This is a genomic window from Prevotella corporis DSM 18810 = JCM 8529 (assembly GCF_000430525.1).
Lineage (GTDB): Bacteria > Bacteroidota > Bacteroidia > Bacteroidales > Bacteroidaceae > Prevotella > Prevotella corporis.
On sequence record NZ_AUME01000013.1, the window covers coordinates 17,575 to 35,514 of the forward strand.

General features: G+C 43.5%; 12 protein-coding genes. All 12 read right to left on the minus strand.

Annotation, left to right across the window (positions count from 1 at the left end; genetic code table 11):
- Positions 1-14 precede the first annotated feature (14 nt).
- The 12 genes from rpsG to nusG all read right to left on the minus strand — a co-directional run bounded on the left by rpsG (position 15) and on the right by nusG (position 17,931).
- On the minus strand, positions 15-491 hold the full coding sequence (gene rpsG, locus H515_RS0104265; RefSeq protein WP_025875843.1) for a 30S ribosomal protein S7: 477 nt from the start codon (positions 489-491) through the stop codon (positions 15-17).
- Positions 492-717: 226 nt separating this feature from the next.
- Entirely contained in the window at positions 718-1,101 is a 384-nt protein-coding gene (rpsL, locus tag H515_RS0104270; RefSeq protein ID WP_025875841.1) for a 30S ribosomal protein S12, read from the minus strand.
- Positions 1,102-1,309: 208 nt separating this feature from the next.
- On the minus strand, positions 1,310-3,673 hold the full coding sequence (locus H515_RS0104275) for a DEAD/DEAH box helicase (RefSeq protein ID WP_161625397.1): 2,364 nt from the start codon (positions 3,671-3,673) through the stop codon (positions 1,310-1,312).
- 6 nt (positions 3,674-3,679) lie between these two features.
- Positions 3,680-5,626: a DNA methyltransferase gene (locus tag H515_RS0104280; RefSeq protein WP_154653639.1), complete on the minus strand. Its 1,947-nt coding sequence runs from the start codon at positions 5,624-5,626 to the stop codon at positions 3,680-3,682.
- Between the two features lie 392 nt (positions 5,627-6,018).
- Positions 6,019-6,342, minus strand: coding sequence for a DUF3467 domain-containing protein (locus tag H515_RS0104285; protein WP_028901625.1), 324 nt, complete (start codon positions 6,340-6,342; stop codon positions 6,019-6,021).
- 475 nt (positions 6,343-6,817) lie between these two features.
- Positions 6,818-11,179, minus strand: coding sequence for a DNA-directed RNA polymerase subunit beta' (gene rpoC / locus H515_RS0104290; RefSeq protein WP_025875830.1), 4,362 nt, complete (start codon positions 11,177-11,179; stop codon positions 6,818-6,820).
- Positions 11,180-11,202: 23 nt separating this feature from the next.
- On the minus strand, positions 11,203-15,012 hold the full coding sequence (gene rpoB, locus H515_RS0104295; protein ID WP_028901626.1) for a DNA-directed RNA polymerase subunit beta: 3,810 nt from the start codon (positions 15,010-15,012) through the stop codon (positions 11,203-11,205).
- 178 nt (positions 15,013-15,190) lie between these two features.
- A complete protein-coding gene (rplL, locus tag H515_RS0104300) occupies positions 15,191-15,574 on the minus strand; it encodes a 50S ribosomal protein L7/L12 (protein ID WP_028901627.1) in 384 nt (127 codons plus the stop codon).
- Between the two features lie 60 nt (positions 15,575-15,634).
- The gene (gene rplJ, locus H515_RS0104305) at positions 15,635-16,153 is read right to left on the minus strand and encodes a 50S ribosomal protein L10 (RefSeq protein ID WP_028901628.1); all 519 of its coding nucleotides are present in this window, start codon (positions 16,151-16,153) and stop codon (positions 15,635-15,637) included.
- 18 nt (positions 16,154-16,171) lie between these two features.
- Entirely contained in the window at positions 16,172-16,864 is a 693-nt protein-coding gene (rplA, locus tag H515_RS0104310) for a 50S ribosomal protein L1 (RefSeq protein WP_025875826.1), read from the minus strand.
- Positions 16,865-16,885: 21 nt separating this feature from the next.
- Entirely contained in the window at positions 16,886-17,326 is a 441-nt protein-coding gene (gene rplK, locus H515_RS0104315) for a 50S ribosomal protein L11 (protein WP_028901629.1), read from the minus strand.
- 59 nt (positions 17,327-17,385) lie between these two features.
- A complete protein-coding gene (gene nusG, locus H515_RS0104320) occupies positions 17,386-17,931 on the minus strand; it encodes a transcription termination/antitermination protein NusG (protein ID WP_025875823.1) in 546 nt (181 codons plus the stop codon).
- Positions 17,932-17,940 lie beyond the last annotated feature (9 nt).

Sequence of the window (17,940 nt, forward strand, 5' to 3'; positions counted from 1 at the left end):
TTTAGTTATGTCAGTTAGAATCTGAAGTGAGCAAATGCACGGTTAGCCTCAGCCATACGATGCATATCTTCTTTACGCTTATAAGCACCACCCTGACTGTTTACAGCATCCATAATTTCTGCCGCCAACTTTTCAGCCATGCTCTTACCTCCACGCTTGCGGGCAAAGGCAATCATATTCTTCATAGACACACTTTCCTTGCGGTCTGGACGGATTTCTGTCGGGACTTGGAAAGTAGCGCCACCGACACGGCGACTTTTCACCTCTACCTGTGGTGTAATATTGTCGAGTGCCTGTTTCCAGATTTCAAGTGGAGACTTCTCCTGGTCCTTTGACTTTTCAGCTACAATATCAAGCGCTGCATAGAATATTTCGTATGAGGTATTCTTCTTACCATCATACATAAGGTGATTCACGAACTTTGAGACCTTCTGATCATTAAACTTGGGATCTGGTAAGATCACACGTTTCTTTGGTTTTGCTTTTCTCATTTTATATAAAAACTTTATCAGTCTGCGGAGGCTGTCGTCTTATCCGTTCTTCAAAATCCACTCTTGGACTTTTACTCAACCTTGTGATTAACAATTCTCCAGCAAAACTTATTTTGATTCTCTATTGTTTACCTCTCATTTACCAACCCTCTCCGACTGTTAATTGAAAGGCTTTACAACCATTCAAGTTCCCTTCCCAATAGAGGGAAAGAAACTCAAACGATTATTATTTCTTAGCTGCCTTTGGGCGCTTTGCACCGTACTTTGAACGGCGCTGTGTGCGGTTTGCTACACCTGCGGTATCAAGCGTACCACGAACGATGTGATAGCGTACACCAGGGAGGTCCTTAACACGACCACCACGAACCAACACGATACTGTGCTCCTGCAAGTTGTGGCCTTCTCCTGGTATGTAGGAGTTGACTTCCTTCTGGTTTGTCAAACGAACACGGGCAACCTTACGCATTGCCGAATTAGGCTTTTTAGGTGTTGTAGTATAAACACGAACACAGACTCCACGACGTTGAGGACAATTATCCAAAGCCGGAGACTTGCTCTTTTCTACAATCACTTTTCTGCCATTTTTTACCAATTGTGAAATAGTAGGCATAATTGAATTTATTATATATTATTATCTTATTTAATATCAACCTGTTAAAACACCAATACACACCTTAATATATAAGAAGACGCACATAGAGGTGTTTCGGGGTGCAAAGGTACAAACTTTCTATTAAACGACCTAACAATAAGAAAAAGAATAACTTAGCCCGCTTGCTTAATTAACAATAAATAACTATTACTTCTTTTTTTAACATTCACATTTGTTCCCATTCATCCATGGACCGTGACTGATAGCTGTATTGTGGCTCTTTATTCAGCATCCACATTCCATTCCGCTTGCATACAATTCCTCCTATATAACGAATGTTTTCCCTATTCCACCCATTAAGGATTTTAATGCGTCTTTGCAACTCATTCGCCTTATCGTGCGTATCTTGAGAAGAGGCTGTAATACCGCCTTTCGTATCGTAAATTCCTATAGTACCATCATAATAGTGTACAATCCAGTCGGGATAAAATAAATGAGTTTCACCATCCTCAGAACTCTCATAGCGGATAGATAGAAAATCTTTTCCACTATCGCCGTTTTTCATCCACCAGTCCACAGTTTCTTGCGCGTCGAGAAATTCTGCAAACTCCTGTTCAGTCTTTCTCCCTTTGTAGTTTTTCCTGATATAAAAAGGGCGAAAGAGACACCTTTTCATTTCCAATGCCTCATAATCGTCGGTATAGGCATATCTTTTTTTAACTACAAAAGTTTCAACTTCTTGCTTTTCTGCCTGTTCTTTTCTACTGTTCTTCTGTTTTGCGAGATTGGGTTTATAGGCCTTCAACATTTCAAAGAAAGCACGGCGAATAAGACCACCATCAGCACATTCAAAATCTTTGATAAAGATTCGGTAACATTGATCGTCAGAAAGGTTAGGCACTACTTGTTTCAGCCATATACGTAAAGCTGATTTCAATATAGACCACGATCGTGAAACGTTTTTGATTTTAGTGTTATCATCTTCCTGTTCGCGAAGCAACTGGACACATATTAGACCGAAAGTCTTTTCCGCATCATTGCGACTCAGTTCCACATTGGCATCATCGCCCAATTTTAATATATCGGTCGATATCTGGTCGATATCCTCAAACTTTGCGTTCACAATTATATCACGTGTAATTCGGGGATTGAGCAACATGCCTTTCTGCTCCAAACGTTTCCTACGCTGACTGAAAATGTCGTTATCTGTTATACAAAAAAAATTGTTAAACTCGCTTACTAAGCAAGCCTGAAACTTATCTGCACGCCCCAAGTCGCCATAATCTATACGGGGGATATACTCAGTATTGAGCTTTACGTCAATTTCAAAATCCTCTCCCTTACGGTTTTCTGCAAGATAAAGCTTAGGTTTGTTCGTATTCGACTGTTCGGGCACGTTCACTTCGTTGCGCTGGTAGTTGGTATAGAGGTAGCCTGTTCGAAAAATATCGCAGCCAGACACACCACGAACGGGAACACGCAGAATGCGCCCAACGGTTTGAGTATGGAATGTTGCCGACTTTACTTCGCGAAACATCACCAATATCTGTGCTCTCGGACAATCCCATCCAGTTCCTGCCGCCACTTTAAACAACAAGTATTCATAGTTGGAATTATTGTCTTCGATCCCTTCAGGTTTCTTCTTTTGGTCAAACCAACAGGCGATGTTCTCTTGTGCTACACCATTGCGGAGTAGTAAACCCGTAACTATCTCCTCCTTGGTCTGTACAATATTATCGCCATAGACAGCATCGTCATTGGGGAGCTGTATCAGTACGAGTGGATTGACAGCTAAACCAAAGTGGTCTATCTGCAATTTCAGTTCCGCACGCTTTTCCATCGCCATCTTCACCAAACTCTCGTCCAGGTCTTGCCCACTCTGTTTCCGCAAATCTTCCTCCGTCTGGCATACAACTTCAGCTTTTATCATACCGGCATCAACAACCTCTTGTCGATTGATTTCCACATATCCTTCTCTAAAATGATTCACATCGGTGGCTGATGGCTCCCGCTCAGGGGTCGCAGAAACTCGAATAATCAATTTTGGATCCATCGGCTGAATGACATCACGCATAGAAGCCGTTGTCACATTTTTGTGACTCTCATCGATAACCAGTATTATTTCCCGCCCATCGGCATGTGTCTGTTCAACAACATCTTCATAGTAGTAGCCTTGCTCTTTCAACATGCGTTCATCGTCGGGCCGACGGTTGACACGGTTTTCTGCCTTACGGCTTACAAGTTTCTGCCAATTGAGAAACATCACATCGTTTTTCTCCAATCGCCCTAAATCGAAATCGCTGATGGTGAGCAGTCGCCCTGGTATGTTAGGAGCAAAATAGTCTCTGAATTTGTCGCGACTCTGCATGGCAAGGTCGTCAGAGAAGGTTATCCAAACGAAAGCCACATCTTGTTGCCAGTCAGGTTGATGGGCCAGTTCGCAAATCAATCGTCCGGTCATATAAGTCTTACCGCTACCCGTTGGTGCTTTAAAAGTAAGGTTTTGCTGCTGCCCCTCGTTGCGCCAAAGCCTTTTAACCCACCAAAGAAGACTGTCGATGGCTTTTTCTTGAAACAATATCTTTTCCATATTCATTTATTGTTTGAGCGATTTATAAATGTCAAGGATAGGTTGAGGAATGGCTTTCAACTCCACATTTCCCATCATGACATAATCGGCCCGAAACTCTTCCGCCGTGCCGAAACTGAAAACATAAACTACCACATGACCTTTAAGCTTTTCGACTTTCTTCAAAAAACCACCATAGTGCGATAAGTCTTCCTGAAAGTAAATTGCCGTATGCCTACCTCGTCTGTCGGAATAGAACTGATAGAAGTCGTTGCACTCGGTTTCATCGAGCGTATTTTCAGCCAATGCCAACAAACAACCCGCCTTTTGAGAAAGCGCAATTCTGTCCTCGTCCATAGCGTCTTGCGGTTGATGCTTGCCAACGAAAGCTGTACGATAATATTTCAACGAATGGCCTAAACCAGCTATATCGTTACCCTTAGAATCAGTGTAGCCATTCATGACATTCTGCATCCGCTTATATGTAATTTGGCATATATTTTCCAAGCCACTATTAAAAGCATTTTTGCAATTTGGCTTTGCAACCTTTTCGTCTTTCTTTGTTTCATAAGTCAGTTCTGGATATTGAACCAATACACAATGACTATTCTCAAAACCATTCTTTATTACAGCATGCCCAGTTGAACCACTGCCTGCAAAAAAATCCAAAACAATTAACTTCTTATTTCCTTTAGCTACATTCAACAAATATGTAATAAAATCAATAGGCTTCTTACCACCATCAAAAGGCACACCACCCTCTGTTCCTACTTCGTTAAACTCCTGTTCAAAATCCAAGAAGTTAGGAAAAGGAATTTCCTTAACATCTTCTCTGTCAAGCGGTGCTCCCTGAAAATAAAAGCCATTTGCTCCTTTATCATTAGCCCTTGTCAGAAAGTATCTATATCCTCTACCATCTTCACCAATATTGGGTACTTTATATAATGTGCCATAAAGTGTGTTTCTTTGCTCAAGGTAATTCATATGAAATCTACCTGAACTATTCCCAGTTTTAATCGTTCCTCGAATATTAATTTTCTTAAGATGGTCAAAGGATGGCTCATATTTATCTATCACATATGTGGTAGGAGGAAACACTTGAACTAACTTCCCACCCATCTCTATCTCTTGGGGATTATCAATAAGCTCCCTAATCTCATATTTATATTCCTTAGGGTCTGAATTATCCACAACACGCTTATTAATATGGAATGCAGAACTCCTTTGGTACATAAGCAAAAACTCTGTAACTTCGTGAATAGGCTTATCCCCTTTTAAAATCCTTTCAGGGTGTCTGACCTTGATAGTAAAAGTTGTAATATAATTATCCGCACCAAACAATTCGTCACACAGAAGTCTCAGATTTGATAATTCATCTTCATTTATACTGATGAAGATAACCCCATCATCCTTCAATAAAGGTAAAGAAATTCGTAATCTTTTCTCTATAAATGAAATCCAAGTACTATGTCGTGCTGGATCATTCTTTGGAATAATCTTTCCATCTGGATACGCTTCAAGGAATCGCTTATCCATATATGTAAATCCATCACTGCCCGTGTTATACGGTGGATCGATATAAATGACATCAATTTTGCCTTTATGGGTATAGTTTAGACAGGTCAGTGCATGGTAATTATCTCCTTCAATAAGAATATGTGTGGGCTTTCCGTCGTCGTGATGAATAGCCAGTTCGGGCACTTCTTCAAGGATAGGTATTTTATTTTCGCTCTCTGTATCGAATGCTTCTGGCACGTCGAGCCACGTCAGTCCATATTTCTGACGCTTGATTTGGCTGTTGAGTTGCTTTACCTCTCGCTCCAAATCACGTATTCGGTTGAGTAATTCTTCTTGTGTAGGCATTTGGCGATTATCTACTGTATTAAAAATATAGGACACAAAAGCGGCGTGAAGCCATCTTGTCCACAGTAGAGGTATCGCCAAACACCTGCAAAAACCAACAAGTAACCCCACGCCTTTGGGCGCGATGCTACCTTTATAGCTGGTTTTTGCAATTCTCTATAAAATACGTTGGCGATTTCCTACTGTGAGAATAAAAGCTGCCGCTATTATTTATATATGTATTTTGTAATTTGTTTTTACGACATAGGCAAACTATTTTAGTTTGTTTTGTATGATGTTATGATGGCAAATTTACTGCTTTTTATTCATTTTCGCAATAAAACCCTAAAAAAAGCTGTAAGCGATGCCGAGGCTTGTTCTTGCCAAACATTTTGCCACTTAATAATCCACCGTTTATTGTATTCCTGACCTATACTTGTTAACAATAAGACCAAGTAATAAACTTACAAACAAAGTGGGGACAATCTGTTCTAAATATTGATAGTCGAAGCACAAATATCTTATCAGGCCTCGCCTTTGTTTGTACCGAAAGGTGCAATGGTGCGTGGCTGCTTATTGGGTATTTCGATTTTCCCGAACTCTGCCTCATAACGTACCACATTGTCTTGCAATGCACCTAAAAGGCGCTTAGCATGCTCCGGTGCAAGGATTACTCTGCTTGCTACAGATGCTTTAGGAATTCCCGGCAACATGCTGACAAAATCCAATACGAACTCCGAACTGGAATGAGAAATTATCTGGAAGTTCGTGTATATTCCTTTTGCTACTTCTGGTGTGAGGTCGATTTGAATTTGTGGTCCCTGCTGATTCTGATTGTTGTTGTCCATTGATTTATAATGTTTATTTTATACTTTTATTATGCAAAAATAATACTTTATTGGCAGATATACAAATATCGGAAGTAAAAGATAGACGATGATTCGACTATCTGCAACAAGACCTGATGTTCAGAGAAAACCGATTTTCTTATAAAACTCTTCATATTCTCTATATCAAGACTTCGACCATGGAAATTCTACCATTGTTCTTCATTACATCAGCTTCCATATTGCAAAAGATGAGATTTTGCACAATAAGAACTCACCGTTCGCACAAAGAAAGGTGACCTTTTGAAACTCCATTATTACAACACTGATATTCAAGCAATTAAAATTCATAACAAATTGTATTCATAGGCTCCCAAAAATGGTTTTTCAGCCTACCAAATGTCCAGTGTGCCTACCTTTCTCGGTTTTATGATACAAAAAAAAGTGTCTGCCAAAAAACCTGACAGACACCTTTTATATCACTGTTAGAATTTAGCTATTCTGTTACTTCCTGATCTGCGAAGTCAAGGACATTCTTCTTGTTGGCTTCCATTCTCACATGTTCCTCTTTGGAACCTACGATGAGTTTCTGCCACTGACGAAGGCCAGTACCTGCTGGAACAAGGTGTCCACAAATAACATTTTCTTTCATTCCCTCAAGTGTATCACTCTTTCCACGGATTGCGGCCTCGTTGAGCACCTTGGTTGTTTCCTGGAAGGAAGCAGCACTCATGAAACTCTTTGTACCGAGGGCTGCACGGGTGATACCCTGCAACATCTGAGTAGCGGTAGCCTGAACAGCATCACGTACCTGAACAAGCTTGAGGTCACGACGCTTGAGACTTGAGTTCTCGTCGCGGAGTTTACGCACTGAAAGAATTTGTCCTTTGTAACAATTCTCTGAATCACCTGGATCGGTGACGACTTTCTTGCCCCAAATGCGATCATTCTCCTCCGCAAAATCCAATTTATCAACCAGTTCCTGCTCCAAGAATGTTGTATCACCCTGATCATCAATACAAACCTTGCGCATCATCTGACGTACGATGATTTCAAAGTGTTTGTCGTTGATTTTCACACCTTGCAATCGATACACGTCCTGAACTTCATTGACAATGTATTCCTGAACGGCCGTAGGACCTTTGATTGACAGGATGTCGGCTGGGGTGATAACACCATCGGAAAGTGGGGTACCTGCACGTACAGCATCATGTTCCTGTACAAGAATCTGCTTGGAAAGGCTTACAAGATACTTACGCTGCTCACCTGTCTTAGAGGTGATGATGATTTCACGGTTACCTCTCTTCACCTTGCCCATGGCCACCTCACCGTCGATTTCAGATACGACAGCTGGGTTTGACGGATTGCGAGCCTCAAAGAGCTCGGTGACGCGTGGAAGACCACCGGTGATATCGCCTGCACCACCAACAGAACGAGGAATTTTGATAAGGGTTGTACCCGTCTTGATTTCCGCTCCATCCTGAACAATCTGCTCAAGGTGTCCACCAACCGGCAAGTTGTATGTTCCGAGAATGTCACTGGCGGCATATAGTCCATCAGCGCCTTTCTTGGCACCAACCTTTACCACATCGAGTGTTGGCACCTTGCCCTTGTCGCGAGATTCGGTGATAATACGTTCGGTCAAACCTGTTGCATCATCGGTCTCTGCCTTATAGGTCACGCCTTCCGCAACGTCGTGGAGACGCAGCACACCAGCATATTCACTGACAATAACGGCATTGAACGGATCCCACTTACAGATAAGATCACCCTTCTTCACCTTATCGCCGCCCTTGAAATAGAGAATGCTACCATAAGGAACACCCTCATTCAAGAGAACAATACCTGTATTTTGGTCTATGAAACGAATTTCAGCAAGACGGCTCACAACCTTTTCGCATTTCCTGTCATCCTCATCGGTAAATGGAACTGTGCGAAGCTCATCAAATTCTATGCGAGCATCGTTCTTGGCAGTAATGGTAGCATTTGCAGCAGCATTACCAGCCACACCACCAGCGTGGAATGTACGAAGCGTCAACTGAGTACCAGGCTCACCAATGGCCTGTGCAGCAATGACACCAACGGCCTCTCCCAAATGCACCATACGTGCAGATGCAAGGTTGCGACCGTAACACTTCTGACAAACACCTCGCTTGCTCTCACAAGTCAATACCGAACGGATTTCCACCATTTCAAGTGGTGACTCATCGATGATTCTCGCTTTTTCCTCTGTAATTTCCTCACCTGACTCCACGATGAGCTCGCCTGTGGTCGGATGTATTACGTCATGAACCGAAACACGACCCAGAATACGCTCGTAGAGCGAAGCTATGATTTCATCACCATTCTTCAAGGCACGGCACTCCAAACCGCGGAGTGATCCACAATCCTCCTCAGTGATAATAACATCGTGAGAAACATCGACCAAACGACGTGTCAGATAACCGGCATCGGCAGTCTTCATAGCAGTATCAGCAAGACCCTTACGGGCACCGTGAGAAGAGATGAAGTACTCAAGCACTGACATTCCTTCCTTAAAGTTGGAAAGGATTGGGTTCTCAATAATCTGAGCACCTTCAGCACCAGCCTTCTGTGGCTTGGCCATCAAACCACGCATACCAGCCAGCTGTGCAATCTGATCGGCAGAACCACGAGCACCGGAATCGAGCATCATATAAACGGCATTGAAACCTTGGTCGTCTTCAACCATGTGCTTCATTACGCTCTGCTTCAGATTGTTGTTAACGTGTGTCCACGCATCAATCACCTGATTGTAACGTTCTTTATCAGTAATGAAACCCATTTCGTAGTTGGCCTTCACCTGGTCAACTTCCGCCTGACCCTTACCTACGATATCAACTTTTTCCTCTGGAACAATGATATCGCCGAGGTTAAACGAAAGACCGGCAGTATAAGCCATACGATAACCTAAGTTCTTAATTCCATCAAGGAAAGCGCATGCACGTGCCATTCCCACCGACTTGATAACATCGGCAATTAACCCACGAAGTGACTTTTTGGATATAATTCCATTGAAGAATCCCACTTCGGTAGGGATAATTTGGTTGACAATTACACGGCCGACTGACGTCTCAACCATACGCTTCTGAAGTTTACCCTCAACAAGATCATCGACAATCACCTTCACTTGGGCATGCAGGTCGCAACGACCTTCATTATGAGCGATGATGGCTTCTTCAGAGCCATAGAACGAAAGGCCTTCCCCCTTCGCTCCTGGGCGAATTTTCGTGATATAGTAAAGGCCGAGCACCATGTCCTGTGAAGGAACAGTAATAGGTGCGCCATTCGCCGGATTCAATATATTATGGCTTTGGAGCATCAGAATCTGTGCTTCGAGAACGGCCTCATTGCTCAATGGGAGGTGAACAGCCATCTGATCACCGTCAAAATCGGCATTAAAGGCAGTACAAGCCAACGGGTGGAGCTGAATAGCCTTGCCCTCGATAAGTTTTGGCTGGAATGCCTGAATACCAAGACGGTGAAGTGTTGGGGCACGGTTCAAGAGAACAGGGTGTCCTTTCATTACATTCTCAAGAATATCCCAGATAACGGGTTCACGGCGGTCAACAATCTTCTTGGCGCTCTTTACAGTTTTTACGATACCGCGCTCAATGAGCTTGCGGATGATAAACGGCTTGTAAAGTTCAGCTGCCATGAGCTTTGGAAGTCCGCATTCACCCATCTTCAGTTCAGGGCCAACGACGATTACCGAACGAGCCGAATAATCGACACGCTTTCCAAGAAGGTTCTGACGGAAGCGACCTTGCTTGCCTTTCAGAGAATCAGAAAGCGACTTCAAAGGACGGTTACTCTCACTCTTTACTGCCGATGACTTGCGACTGTTATCGAAGAGCGAGTCAACCGCCTCCTGAAGCATACGCTTCTCATTTCGGAGAATAACCTCTGGAGCCTTGATTTCCATCAGTCGCTTCAGACGGTTGTTGCGGATTATAACCCGACGATAGAGGTCGTTCAAGTCGGACGTCGCAAAGCGTCCACCGTCCAATGGAACCAAAGGACGTAACTCAGGAGGAGTGACAGGTACAATCTTCATAATCATCCATTCAGGACGATTGATGCCTTCAGACTGACGGAATGATTCGACCACTTGGAGGCGCTTCAAGGCCTCTGTCTTACGCTGCTGGCTTGAGTCTGTTGTTGCGCGGTCACGCAGCTCACCGGCCAAGCGATCAAGGTCGATGCCTACCAAGAGATCATAAATAGCCTCAGCTCCCATCTTGGCGATAAACTTCTTAGGATCGTTGTTTTCCAATCTCTCGTTTCCTTCGGGAAGCCTGTTGTCGAGAATATCCAAATACTCATCTTCAGACAAGAGGTCGAACTTATGTGAGCCATTCAATTCTTCGTCTGTCTCAGAGTTTTTCATCCCTTCAACGACACCTGGCTGAATTACAATATATTTCTCGTAATAAACAACTGAATCCAACTTCTTTGTTGGAAGTCCCAACAGATAACCAATCTTGTTAGGTAGACTTCTGAAGTACCATATATGGGCTACAGGTACGACCAACTCAATATGACCAGCACGTTCGCGACGGACTTTTTTCTCGGTAACTTCTACACCACAACGATCGCAGACGATTCCCTTATAACGGATGCGCTTATACTTACCGCAAGCGCACTCATAATCCTTTGTAGGACCAAAGATTCGCTCGCAGAACAAGCCATCACGCTCTGGTTTATAGGTGCGATAATTGATTGTTTCGGGCTTGGTCACCTCGCCATAAGAATTCTCAAGAATTTCCTCTGGAGAAGCGAGTCCAATTGTGAGTTTGTTAAAATTGCTCTTAACTCTATTATCTTTCTTAAAAGCCATTGTTCTTCTATTTTGGGATGTTATTAATCAAGTTTGACACTCAGACCAAGACCACGGAGTTCGTGCAACAGCACGTTCAATGATTCTGGAATACCTGGAGTAGGCATTGGTTCGCCCTTGACAATTGCTTCATAAGCCTTAGAACGTCCGACAACGTCGTCTGACTTGATTGTAAGAATCTCTTGGAGAACATGAGATGCTCCAAAGGCCTCGATGGCCCAGACTTCCATTTCTCCGAAACGCTGACCACCAAACTGTGCCTTACCACCGAGTGGCTGCTGCGTGATGAGAGAGTAAGGGCCGATGCTGCGAGCGTGCATCTTGTCCTCAACCATGTGGCCGAGTTTCAAGAAATATGTAACACCTACCGTAGCGGGCTGGTCGAAGCGCTCACCTGTTTCTCCATCGTAGATATAAGTAGAACACATATTGGGCAAGCCAGCCTTGTCAGTCCATTCTTTCAGATCATCAAGTTTTGCACCGTCGAAAATAGGTGTAGCGAACTTGACTCCAAGGTTACGGCCAGCTGCTCCGAGAATAGCTTCAAATATCTGACCAAGGTTCATACGAGAAGGCACACCCATAGGATTCAATACCAAATCCACAGGACGTCCGTCTTCCAAGAATGGCATATCCTCAGCACGTACGACCTTAGATACAATACCCTTGTTACCGTGACGACCAGCGAGTTTATCACCCACCTGAATCTTTCGTTTCTTGGCGATATATACTTTTGCCATCTGAAGAACGCCTGATGGGAGCTCATCACCGATGGTAATTGCAAATTTCTTTCGTTTCAACTCCGCATCCATCTGCTTGAACTTGCGGATGTAATTCATAATGAGTTGCTGAATCAACGAGTTTGTGTGCTCGTCGTCAGTCCATCCGTTTGACTGGATTCCCTCATAGTCGAGATTCATCAACGCAGCCACAGTAAACTTGCTGCCCTTCGTGATAATCTCTGCATTTGAATAATCCTTAATGCCTTCAGAGAGCTTATCCTCTGTGAGAGAGAGAAGTTTGTCAACCAAAAGGTCTTTTAAGTCTTTGTTCTTTGCCTCCTGCTCCTCATCGAGTTTCAGAAGCGTCACCTTATCGTGTCTTTTGCTCTCACGGGTCTTGATGGCACGTGCAAAAAGTTTCTTATCGATAACAACACCACTCAATGATGGATTAGCTTTCAATGAGGAATCCTTTACGTCGCCAGCCTTGTCGCCAAAGATAGCTCTCAACAATTTTTCCTCTGGTGAAGGATCGCTCTCACCCTTTGGTGAAATCTTACCAATCATGATGTCGCCAGGCTCGACGCGAGCACCGATACGGATGACACCATTCTCATCAAGATCCTTTGTTGCTTCCTCACTAACATTGGGAATATCAGAAGTGAACTCCTCAACGCCACGCTTGGTCTCGCGAACCTCAAGTGAATATTCGTCAACATGAACAGATGTCAAAACATCCTCACGAACCATTCGCTCTGAGATTACAACAGCATCCTCATAGTTGTAACCCTTCCAAGGCATATAAGCAACAAGCAGATTTCGACCCAAGGCCAACTCTCCATTTTCTGTTGCATAACCTTCGGTCAGGATATCGCCCTTCTTCACACGCTGACCCTTGTCACAGATTGGGCGAAGGTCAACAACCATATTCTGGTTGGTGCGACGGAACTTAGGAATACGGTATTCTTTCAAGGCAGGCTCGAAGCTTACGAACTCCTCTTCCTCTGTGCGGTCATAGAGAATACGAATAGTCGTTGCATCAACATATTCGATGACGCCATCACCTTCTGCGGTAATCATAGTACGTGAATCCTCACATACCTGCTTCTCCAAGCCCGTACCAACAATAGGTGCGTCGTTATGAAGCAATGGCACTGCCTGACGCATCATGTTACATCCCATCAATGCACGGTGACCATCATCGTGTTCGAGGAATGGAATCAAGCCAGCCGACACAGAGGCAATCTGCTGCGGAGCGACGTCCATTAAAGACACGTCCTGAGGATCGACAACTGGGTAATCAGCATCCTGGCGACACTTAACATAATCACGGATAAATGTACCATCCGGATTCAGCGGAGCATTACCCTGTCCTACAGGAAGGTCCTCCTCCTCCTCAGCTGTCATATATACCACGTGATTATTATCCAAGTCAACCTTGGCATCAGTTACTTTCCTATACGGTGTTACGATGAAACCGAGGTCATTGATCTTCGCATAGAGACAAAGGGAAGAAATCAAACCAATGTTAGGTCCTTCAGGTGATTCAATCGGACAGAGACGACCGTAATGGGTATAGTGGACATCACGGACCTCGAATCCTGCTCGCTCACGCGAGAGACCACCAGGGCCAAGGGCTGACAGACGACGCTTGTGAGTCACTTCGGCCAACGGGTTGGTTTGATCCATGAATTGGCTCAATGGATTCGTGCCAAAGAATGAGTTGATAACACTTGAAATTGTCTTAGCGTTAATCAAATCCGTTGGTTGGAATACCTCATTGTCGCGGACATTCATACGCTCACGTATAGTGCGGCTCATTCGAGCCAAGCCAATTGAGAACTGGTTGGCCAGCTGCTCCCCAACCGTACGAACACGACGGTTTGATAAGTGGTCAATATCATCAACCGTAGCGTTTGAGTTAACAAGGTTGATGAGATATTTGATAATTTCGATAATATCGTCTTTCGTAAGAACACGAACTTCCATATCTGTGTCGAGTCCTAACTTCCTATTGATCCTGTAACGACCAACTTCACCCAAATCATAACGCTTGTCAGAGAAGAAAAGATTTTGGAACACTTCTCGTGCACTTGCGTCATCGGCAGCATCAGCATTTCTCAACTGACGATATATATAGTTGACAGCCTCAATTTCCGAGTGGCTTGGGTCTTTAGCAAGGGTGTTGAAAATGATGGAATACTTATTTGCCGCATCCTCATCCTTATGAAGGAGAATAGAAGACACGCCACTCTCAAGAATTTCTCCAACATTATCTTCGGTAATTTCAGTTTCGCGTTCTACAACTACTTCGTTTCGCTCGATTGATACAACTTCACCCGTATCTTCATCTACGAAATCTTCGTTCCAGCTCTTCATCACATTGCCGGCAAGTTTACGGCCAATGGCTGCTTTCATATTCTTCTTGTTAACTTTCATCTCTTCGCAGAGATCGAAAATCTGAAGAATGTCCTTATCGCTCTCGAAGCCTATGGCGCGAAGCATGGTGGTCACTGGCAATTTCTTTTTACGGTCGATGTATGCATACATGACATTGTTGATGTCAGTTGCGAACTCAATCCAAGATCCCTTAAACGGAATGATGCGGGCACTGTAAAGCAATGTACCGTTTGCGTGTACGCCCTGGCCAAAGAAAACTCCCGGAGAGCGATGGAGTTGTGAAACAACAACACGCTCTGCTCCATTGATGACAAATGTACCATTGCTGGTCATGTAGGGAATTGTACCCAGGAAAACATCTTGAATAAAAGTTCCGAAATCCTCATGGTCTGGGTCTGTACAATACAGTTTCATCTTAGCCTTCAAAGGTACGCTATATGTAAGACCACGCTCAAGGCACTCATCAATCGTGTAACGAGGCGGGTCGATATAGTAATCCAAGAACTCAAGAACGAAATTATTACGTGTGTCGGTGATAGGGAAATTCTCAACGAATACCTTATACAGACCGTCATTCTTGCGTTCCTCAGGCGGAGTGTCCAGTTGCAGGAAATCACGGAATGACTTCAACTGCAAGTCGAGGAAATCCGGATAGGGATACGGATTCTGCACACTGGCGAAGTTTACTCTGGGTTTATTCTCTGTTGCCATATATAATTATTGAAAAACGGTAATGATTGAGGCTCAAAAAACCTACAATTGAAAAATAAAGTGTCGAAAGACACAAAAAGGTTAGGACTCACCTACTTGGTAAATCCTAACCGTATTTTTAAAATCACAATATACTCGCAGTCCTGAAACTGTGAATAATATTGCCAATCTGAAGATATTACTTCAATTCTACCTTGGCGCCTTCAGCCTCGATAGTCTTCTTCAAGTTTTCAGCTTCGTCCTTAGACATGCCTTCCTTCAATGTAGAAGGAGCACCGTCAACAAGATCCTTAGCTTCCTTCAAACCGAGGCCACAAGCTTCTTTAACTGCCTTAACGACCTTCAACTTGCTTGCACCTGCATCAGTCAGGACAACATCGAATTCTGTCTTCTCTGCGCCGCCATCAGCTGCACCAGCTGCACCAGCTGCAGGACCTGCAACAGCAACAGCTGCAGCAGCAGGCTCAATACCATACTCGTCCTTGAGGACTGTTGCCAACTCATTTACTTCCTTAACAGTAAGATTTACTAACTCTTCTGCAATAGCTTTTACGTCTGCCATTTTTATTCTAAATATTTAATTTATTCTTTAAAAAACTGTAACTAGTGACTTTATTTAAGTTTATTCAGGACGCTCGCCTAAAGTCTTAAGCACACCGTGGATGGTGCTTGCGCCAGATTGGAGAGCAGAAACTACGTTCTTTGCCGGTGACTGCAGCAATGCCATAACATCAGCAATAAGTTCGTTCTTGCTCTTGAGAGCTGCAAGTTCTTCGAGTTTGTCAGCACCTACAAAGATTGTTTCCTCAGCATAGGCAGCCTTGAGAGCTGGTATACCTTCTTTTTTATAATCCTTGAGGAGCTTTGCAGGAATATTAGCTGTATGTGCAAACATTACAGCTGTATTGCCTATCAAAGAACCATACATAGGTTCGTAATCTACATCTGAAGCCTCAAAAGCCTTGTGGAGAAGCTTATTCTTCACAACAACCATCTTGATTTCGCTCTTGAAGCACTTACGACGGAGAGCGCTTGTAGCCTCAGCATTCAAACCTGTAACATCTACAAGGTAAAAATGAGGATATTCCTTAAGCTTCTCACCGAGTTCAGTGATAATTGTATCTTTTACTTCTTTCTTCATTTTACAAAACTTTTAGAGTTACTCAGCTGATTTAGGATCAATCTTGATACCCTTACTCATCGTGCTAGAAATAAAGATACTCTTAATATATGTACCTTTAGCAGCAGCAGGCTTCAATTTGACGACCGTAGAGATGAACTCCTTGGCATTTCCAAAAATCTGCTCAGGTGTCATACTGGTCTTACCAATTGACGTGTGGATAATACCAGCCTTATCAACCTTAAAGTCAATCTTACCTGACTTAACATCCTTTACTGCTTTAGCAACATCCATTGTCACAGTACCACTCTTTGGGTTTGGCATCAATCCGCGTGGACCGAGTACACGGCCTAAAGGACCAACTTTACCCATACAAGATGGCATGGTAATGATGACATCAACTTCTGTCCATCCCCCTTTGATCTTGTCGATATATTCGTCAAGACCAACATAATCAGCTCCAGCTTCCTTAGCGGCAGCTTCCTGATCAGGTGTACAGAGGCAGAGCACACGTGTTACCTTTCCTGTACCGTTTGGCAATGTAACCACACCACGAACCATTTGGTTAGCCTTACGTGGGTCAACTCCCAGACGGACATCGATATCGATTGACGCATCAAACTTAGTTGTGGTAATTTCCTTAACTAATTTTGAAGCCTCATCTAAAGTGTATGCCTTCCCTAGTTCAACCTTCTCAGCTACTGATTTCTGATTTTTTGTCAGTTTTCTCATTTTTACTTTTGAAGTTTAAAATTATTTACCAGGGAAGTCACCTTTTACAGTGATACCCATACTACGTGCAGTACCAGCGACAAGCTTCATTGCACTCTCTACTGTGAAGCAGTTGAGGTCAGACATCTTATCTTCTGCAATAGCTTTAACCTGGTCCCAAGTCACAGAGGCGACTTTCTTACGGTTAGGCTCGCCAGATCCGCTCTTAATCTTGGCAGCCTCAAGCAACTGAACAGCTGCAGGAGGAGTCTTGATTACAAAGCTAAAAGACTTATCGTTGTAGTAAGTGATGACAACTGGAAGAACTTTTCCAGCTTTATCCTGGGTACGGGCGTTGAATTCCTTGCAAAAACCCATGATGTTAATACCCTTAGAACCCAAAGCCGGGCCTACGGGGGGTGAAGGATTTGCAGCGCCACCTCTAATCTGTAATTTGATTAATCCAGCAACTTCTTTAGCCATTTCTTTTTGTTAATATTTAAAATTTAAATTATAAAAGAAGATGTATCCGTAACAATACTTTAATCTTCTTTTGCGACTTGCATAAAACTAAGTTCCAAAGGATTCTGACGTCCAAAGATCATTACCATAACCTTCAGCTTATGCTTCTCGGTATTCACCTCTTCGATGATACCATGAAAACCACTGAACGGTCCATCGGTAACTTTGACAGACTCTCCCACTTCAAATGGAATGTCGTGAATATCTTCCAATTCAGACTCTTCCACATTGCCGAGCAGACGATTCACCTCGGCCTGACGAACAGGCGAAGGCTCTGCCATTCCTCCAAGGAATCCAAGCACATTAGGCATATATCGGAGCTGCGATGCAACTTCCGAATTCATGATGGCTTGAACAAGCACATAGCCAGGAAGACTAAGCTTCTCAGTAACTATGCGTTTGCCGTTACGCAAAGATGCGTGACTCTCTGTTGGTAGTAAAACCTCAAAGACACGCTCCGCAAGCTTCGTGTTTTGTCGTAGCTCGGCATCGATGTATTCTTTCACCTTTGCCTCCTTACCACTGATGGCACGAAGAACATACCATTTCTTTTCTGTATCTGCCATTTTGTACTC

Bases quoted from the DNA above. Each gene is read 5' to 3' on its own strand.
- rpsG (WP_025875843.1), bottom strand. From the start codon at position 491: ATGAGAAAAGCAAAACCAAAGAAACGTGTGATCTTACCAGATCCCAAG.
- rpsL (WP_025875841.1), bottom strand. From the start codon at position 1,101: ATGCCTACTATTTCACAATTGGTAAAAAATGGCAGAAAAGTGATTGTA.
- H515_RS0104275 (WP_161625397.1), bottom strand. From the start codon at position 3,673: ATGGAAAAGATATTGTTTCAAGAAAAAGCCATCGACAGTCTTCTTTGG.
- H515_RS0104285 (WP_028901625.1), bottom strand. From the start codon at position 6,342: ATGGACAACAACAATCAGAATCAGCAGGGACCACAAATTCAAATCGAC.
- rpoC (WP_025875830.1), bottom strand. From the start codon at position 11,179: ATGGCTTTTAAGAAAGATAATAGAGTTAAGAGCAATTTTAACAAACTC.
- rpoB (WP_028901626.1), bottom strand. From the start codon at position 15,012: ATGGCAACAGAGAATAAACCCAGAGTAAACTTCGCCAGTGTGCAGAAT.
- rplL (WP_028901627.1), bottom strand. From the start codon at position 15,574: ATGGCAGACGTAAAAGCTATTGCAGAAGAGTTAGTAAATCTTACTGTT.
- rplJ (WP_028901628.1), bottom strand. From the start codon at position 16,153: ATGAAGAAAGAAGTAAAAGATACAATTATCACTGAACTCGGTGAGAAG.
- rplA (WP_025875826.1), bottom strand. From the start codon at position 16,864: ATGAGAAAACTGACAAAAAATCAGAAATCAGTAGCTGAGAAGGTTGAA.
- rplK (WP_028901629.1), bottom strand. From the start codon at position 17,326: ATGGCTAAAGAAGTTGCTGGATTAATCAAATTACAGATTAGAGGTGGC.
- nusG (WP_025875823.1), bottom strand. From the start codon at position 17,931: ATGGCAGATACAGAAAAGAAATGGTATGTTCTTCGTGCCATCAGTGGT.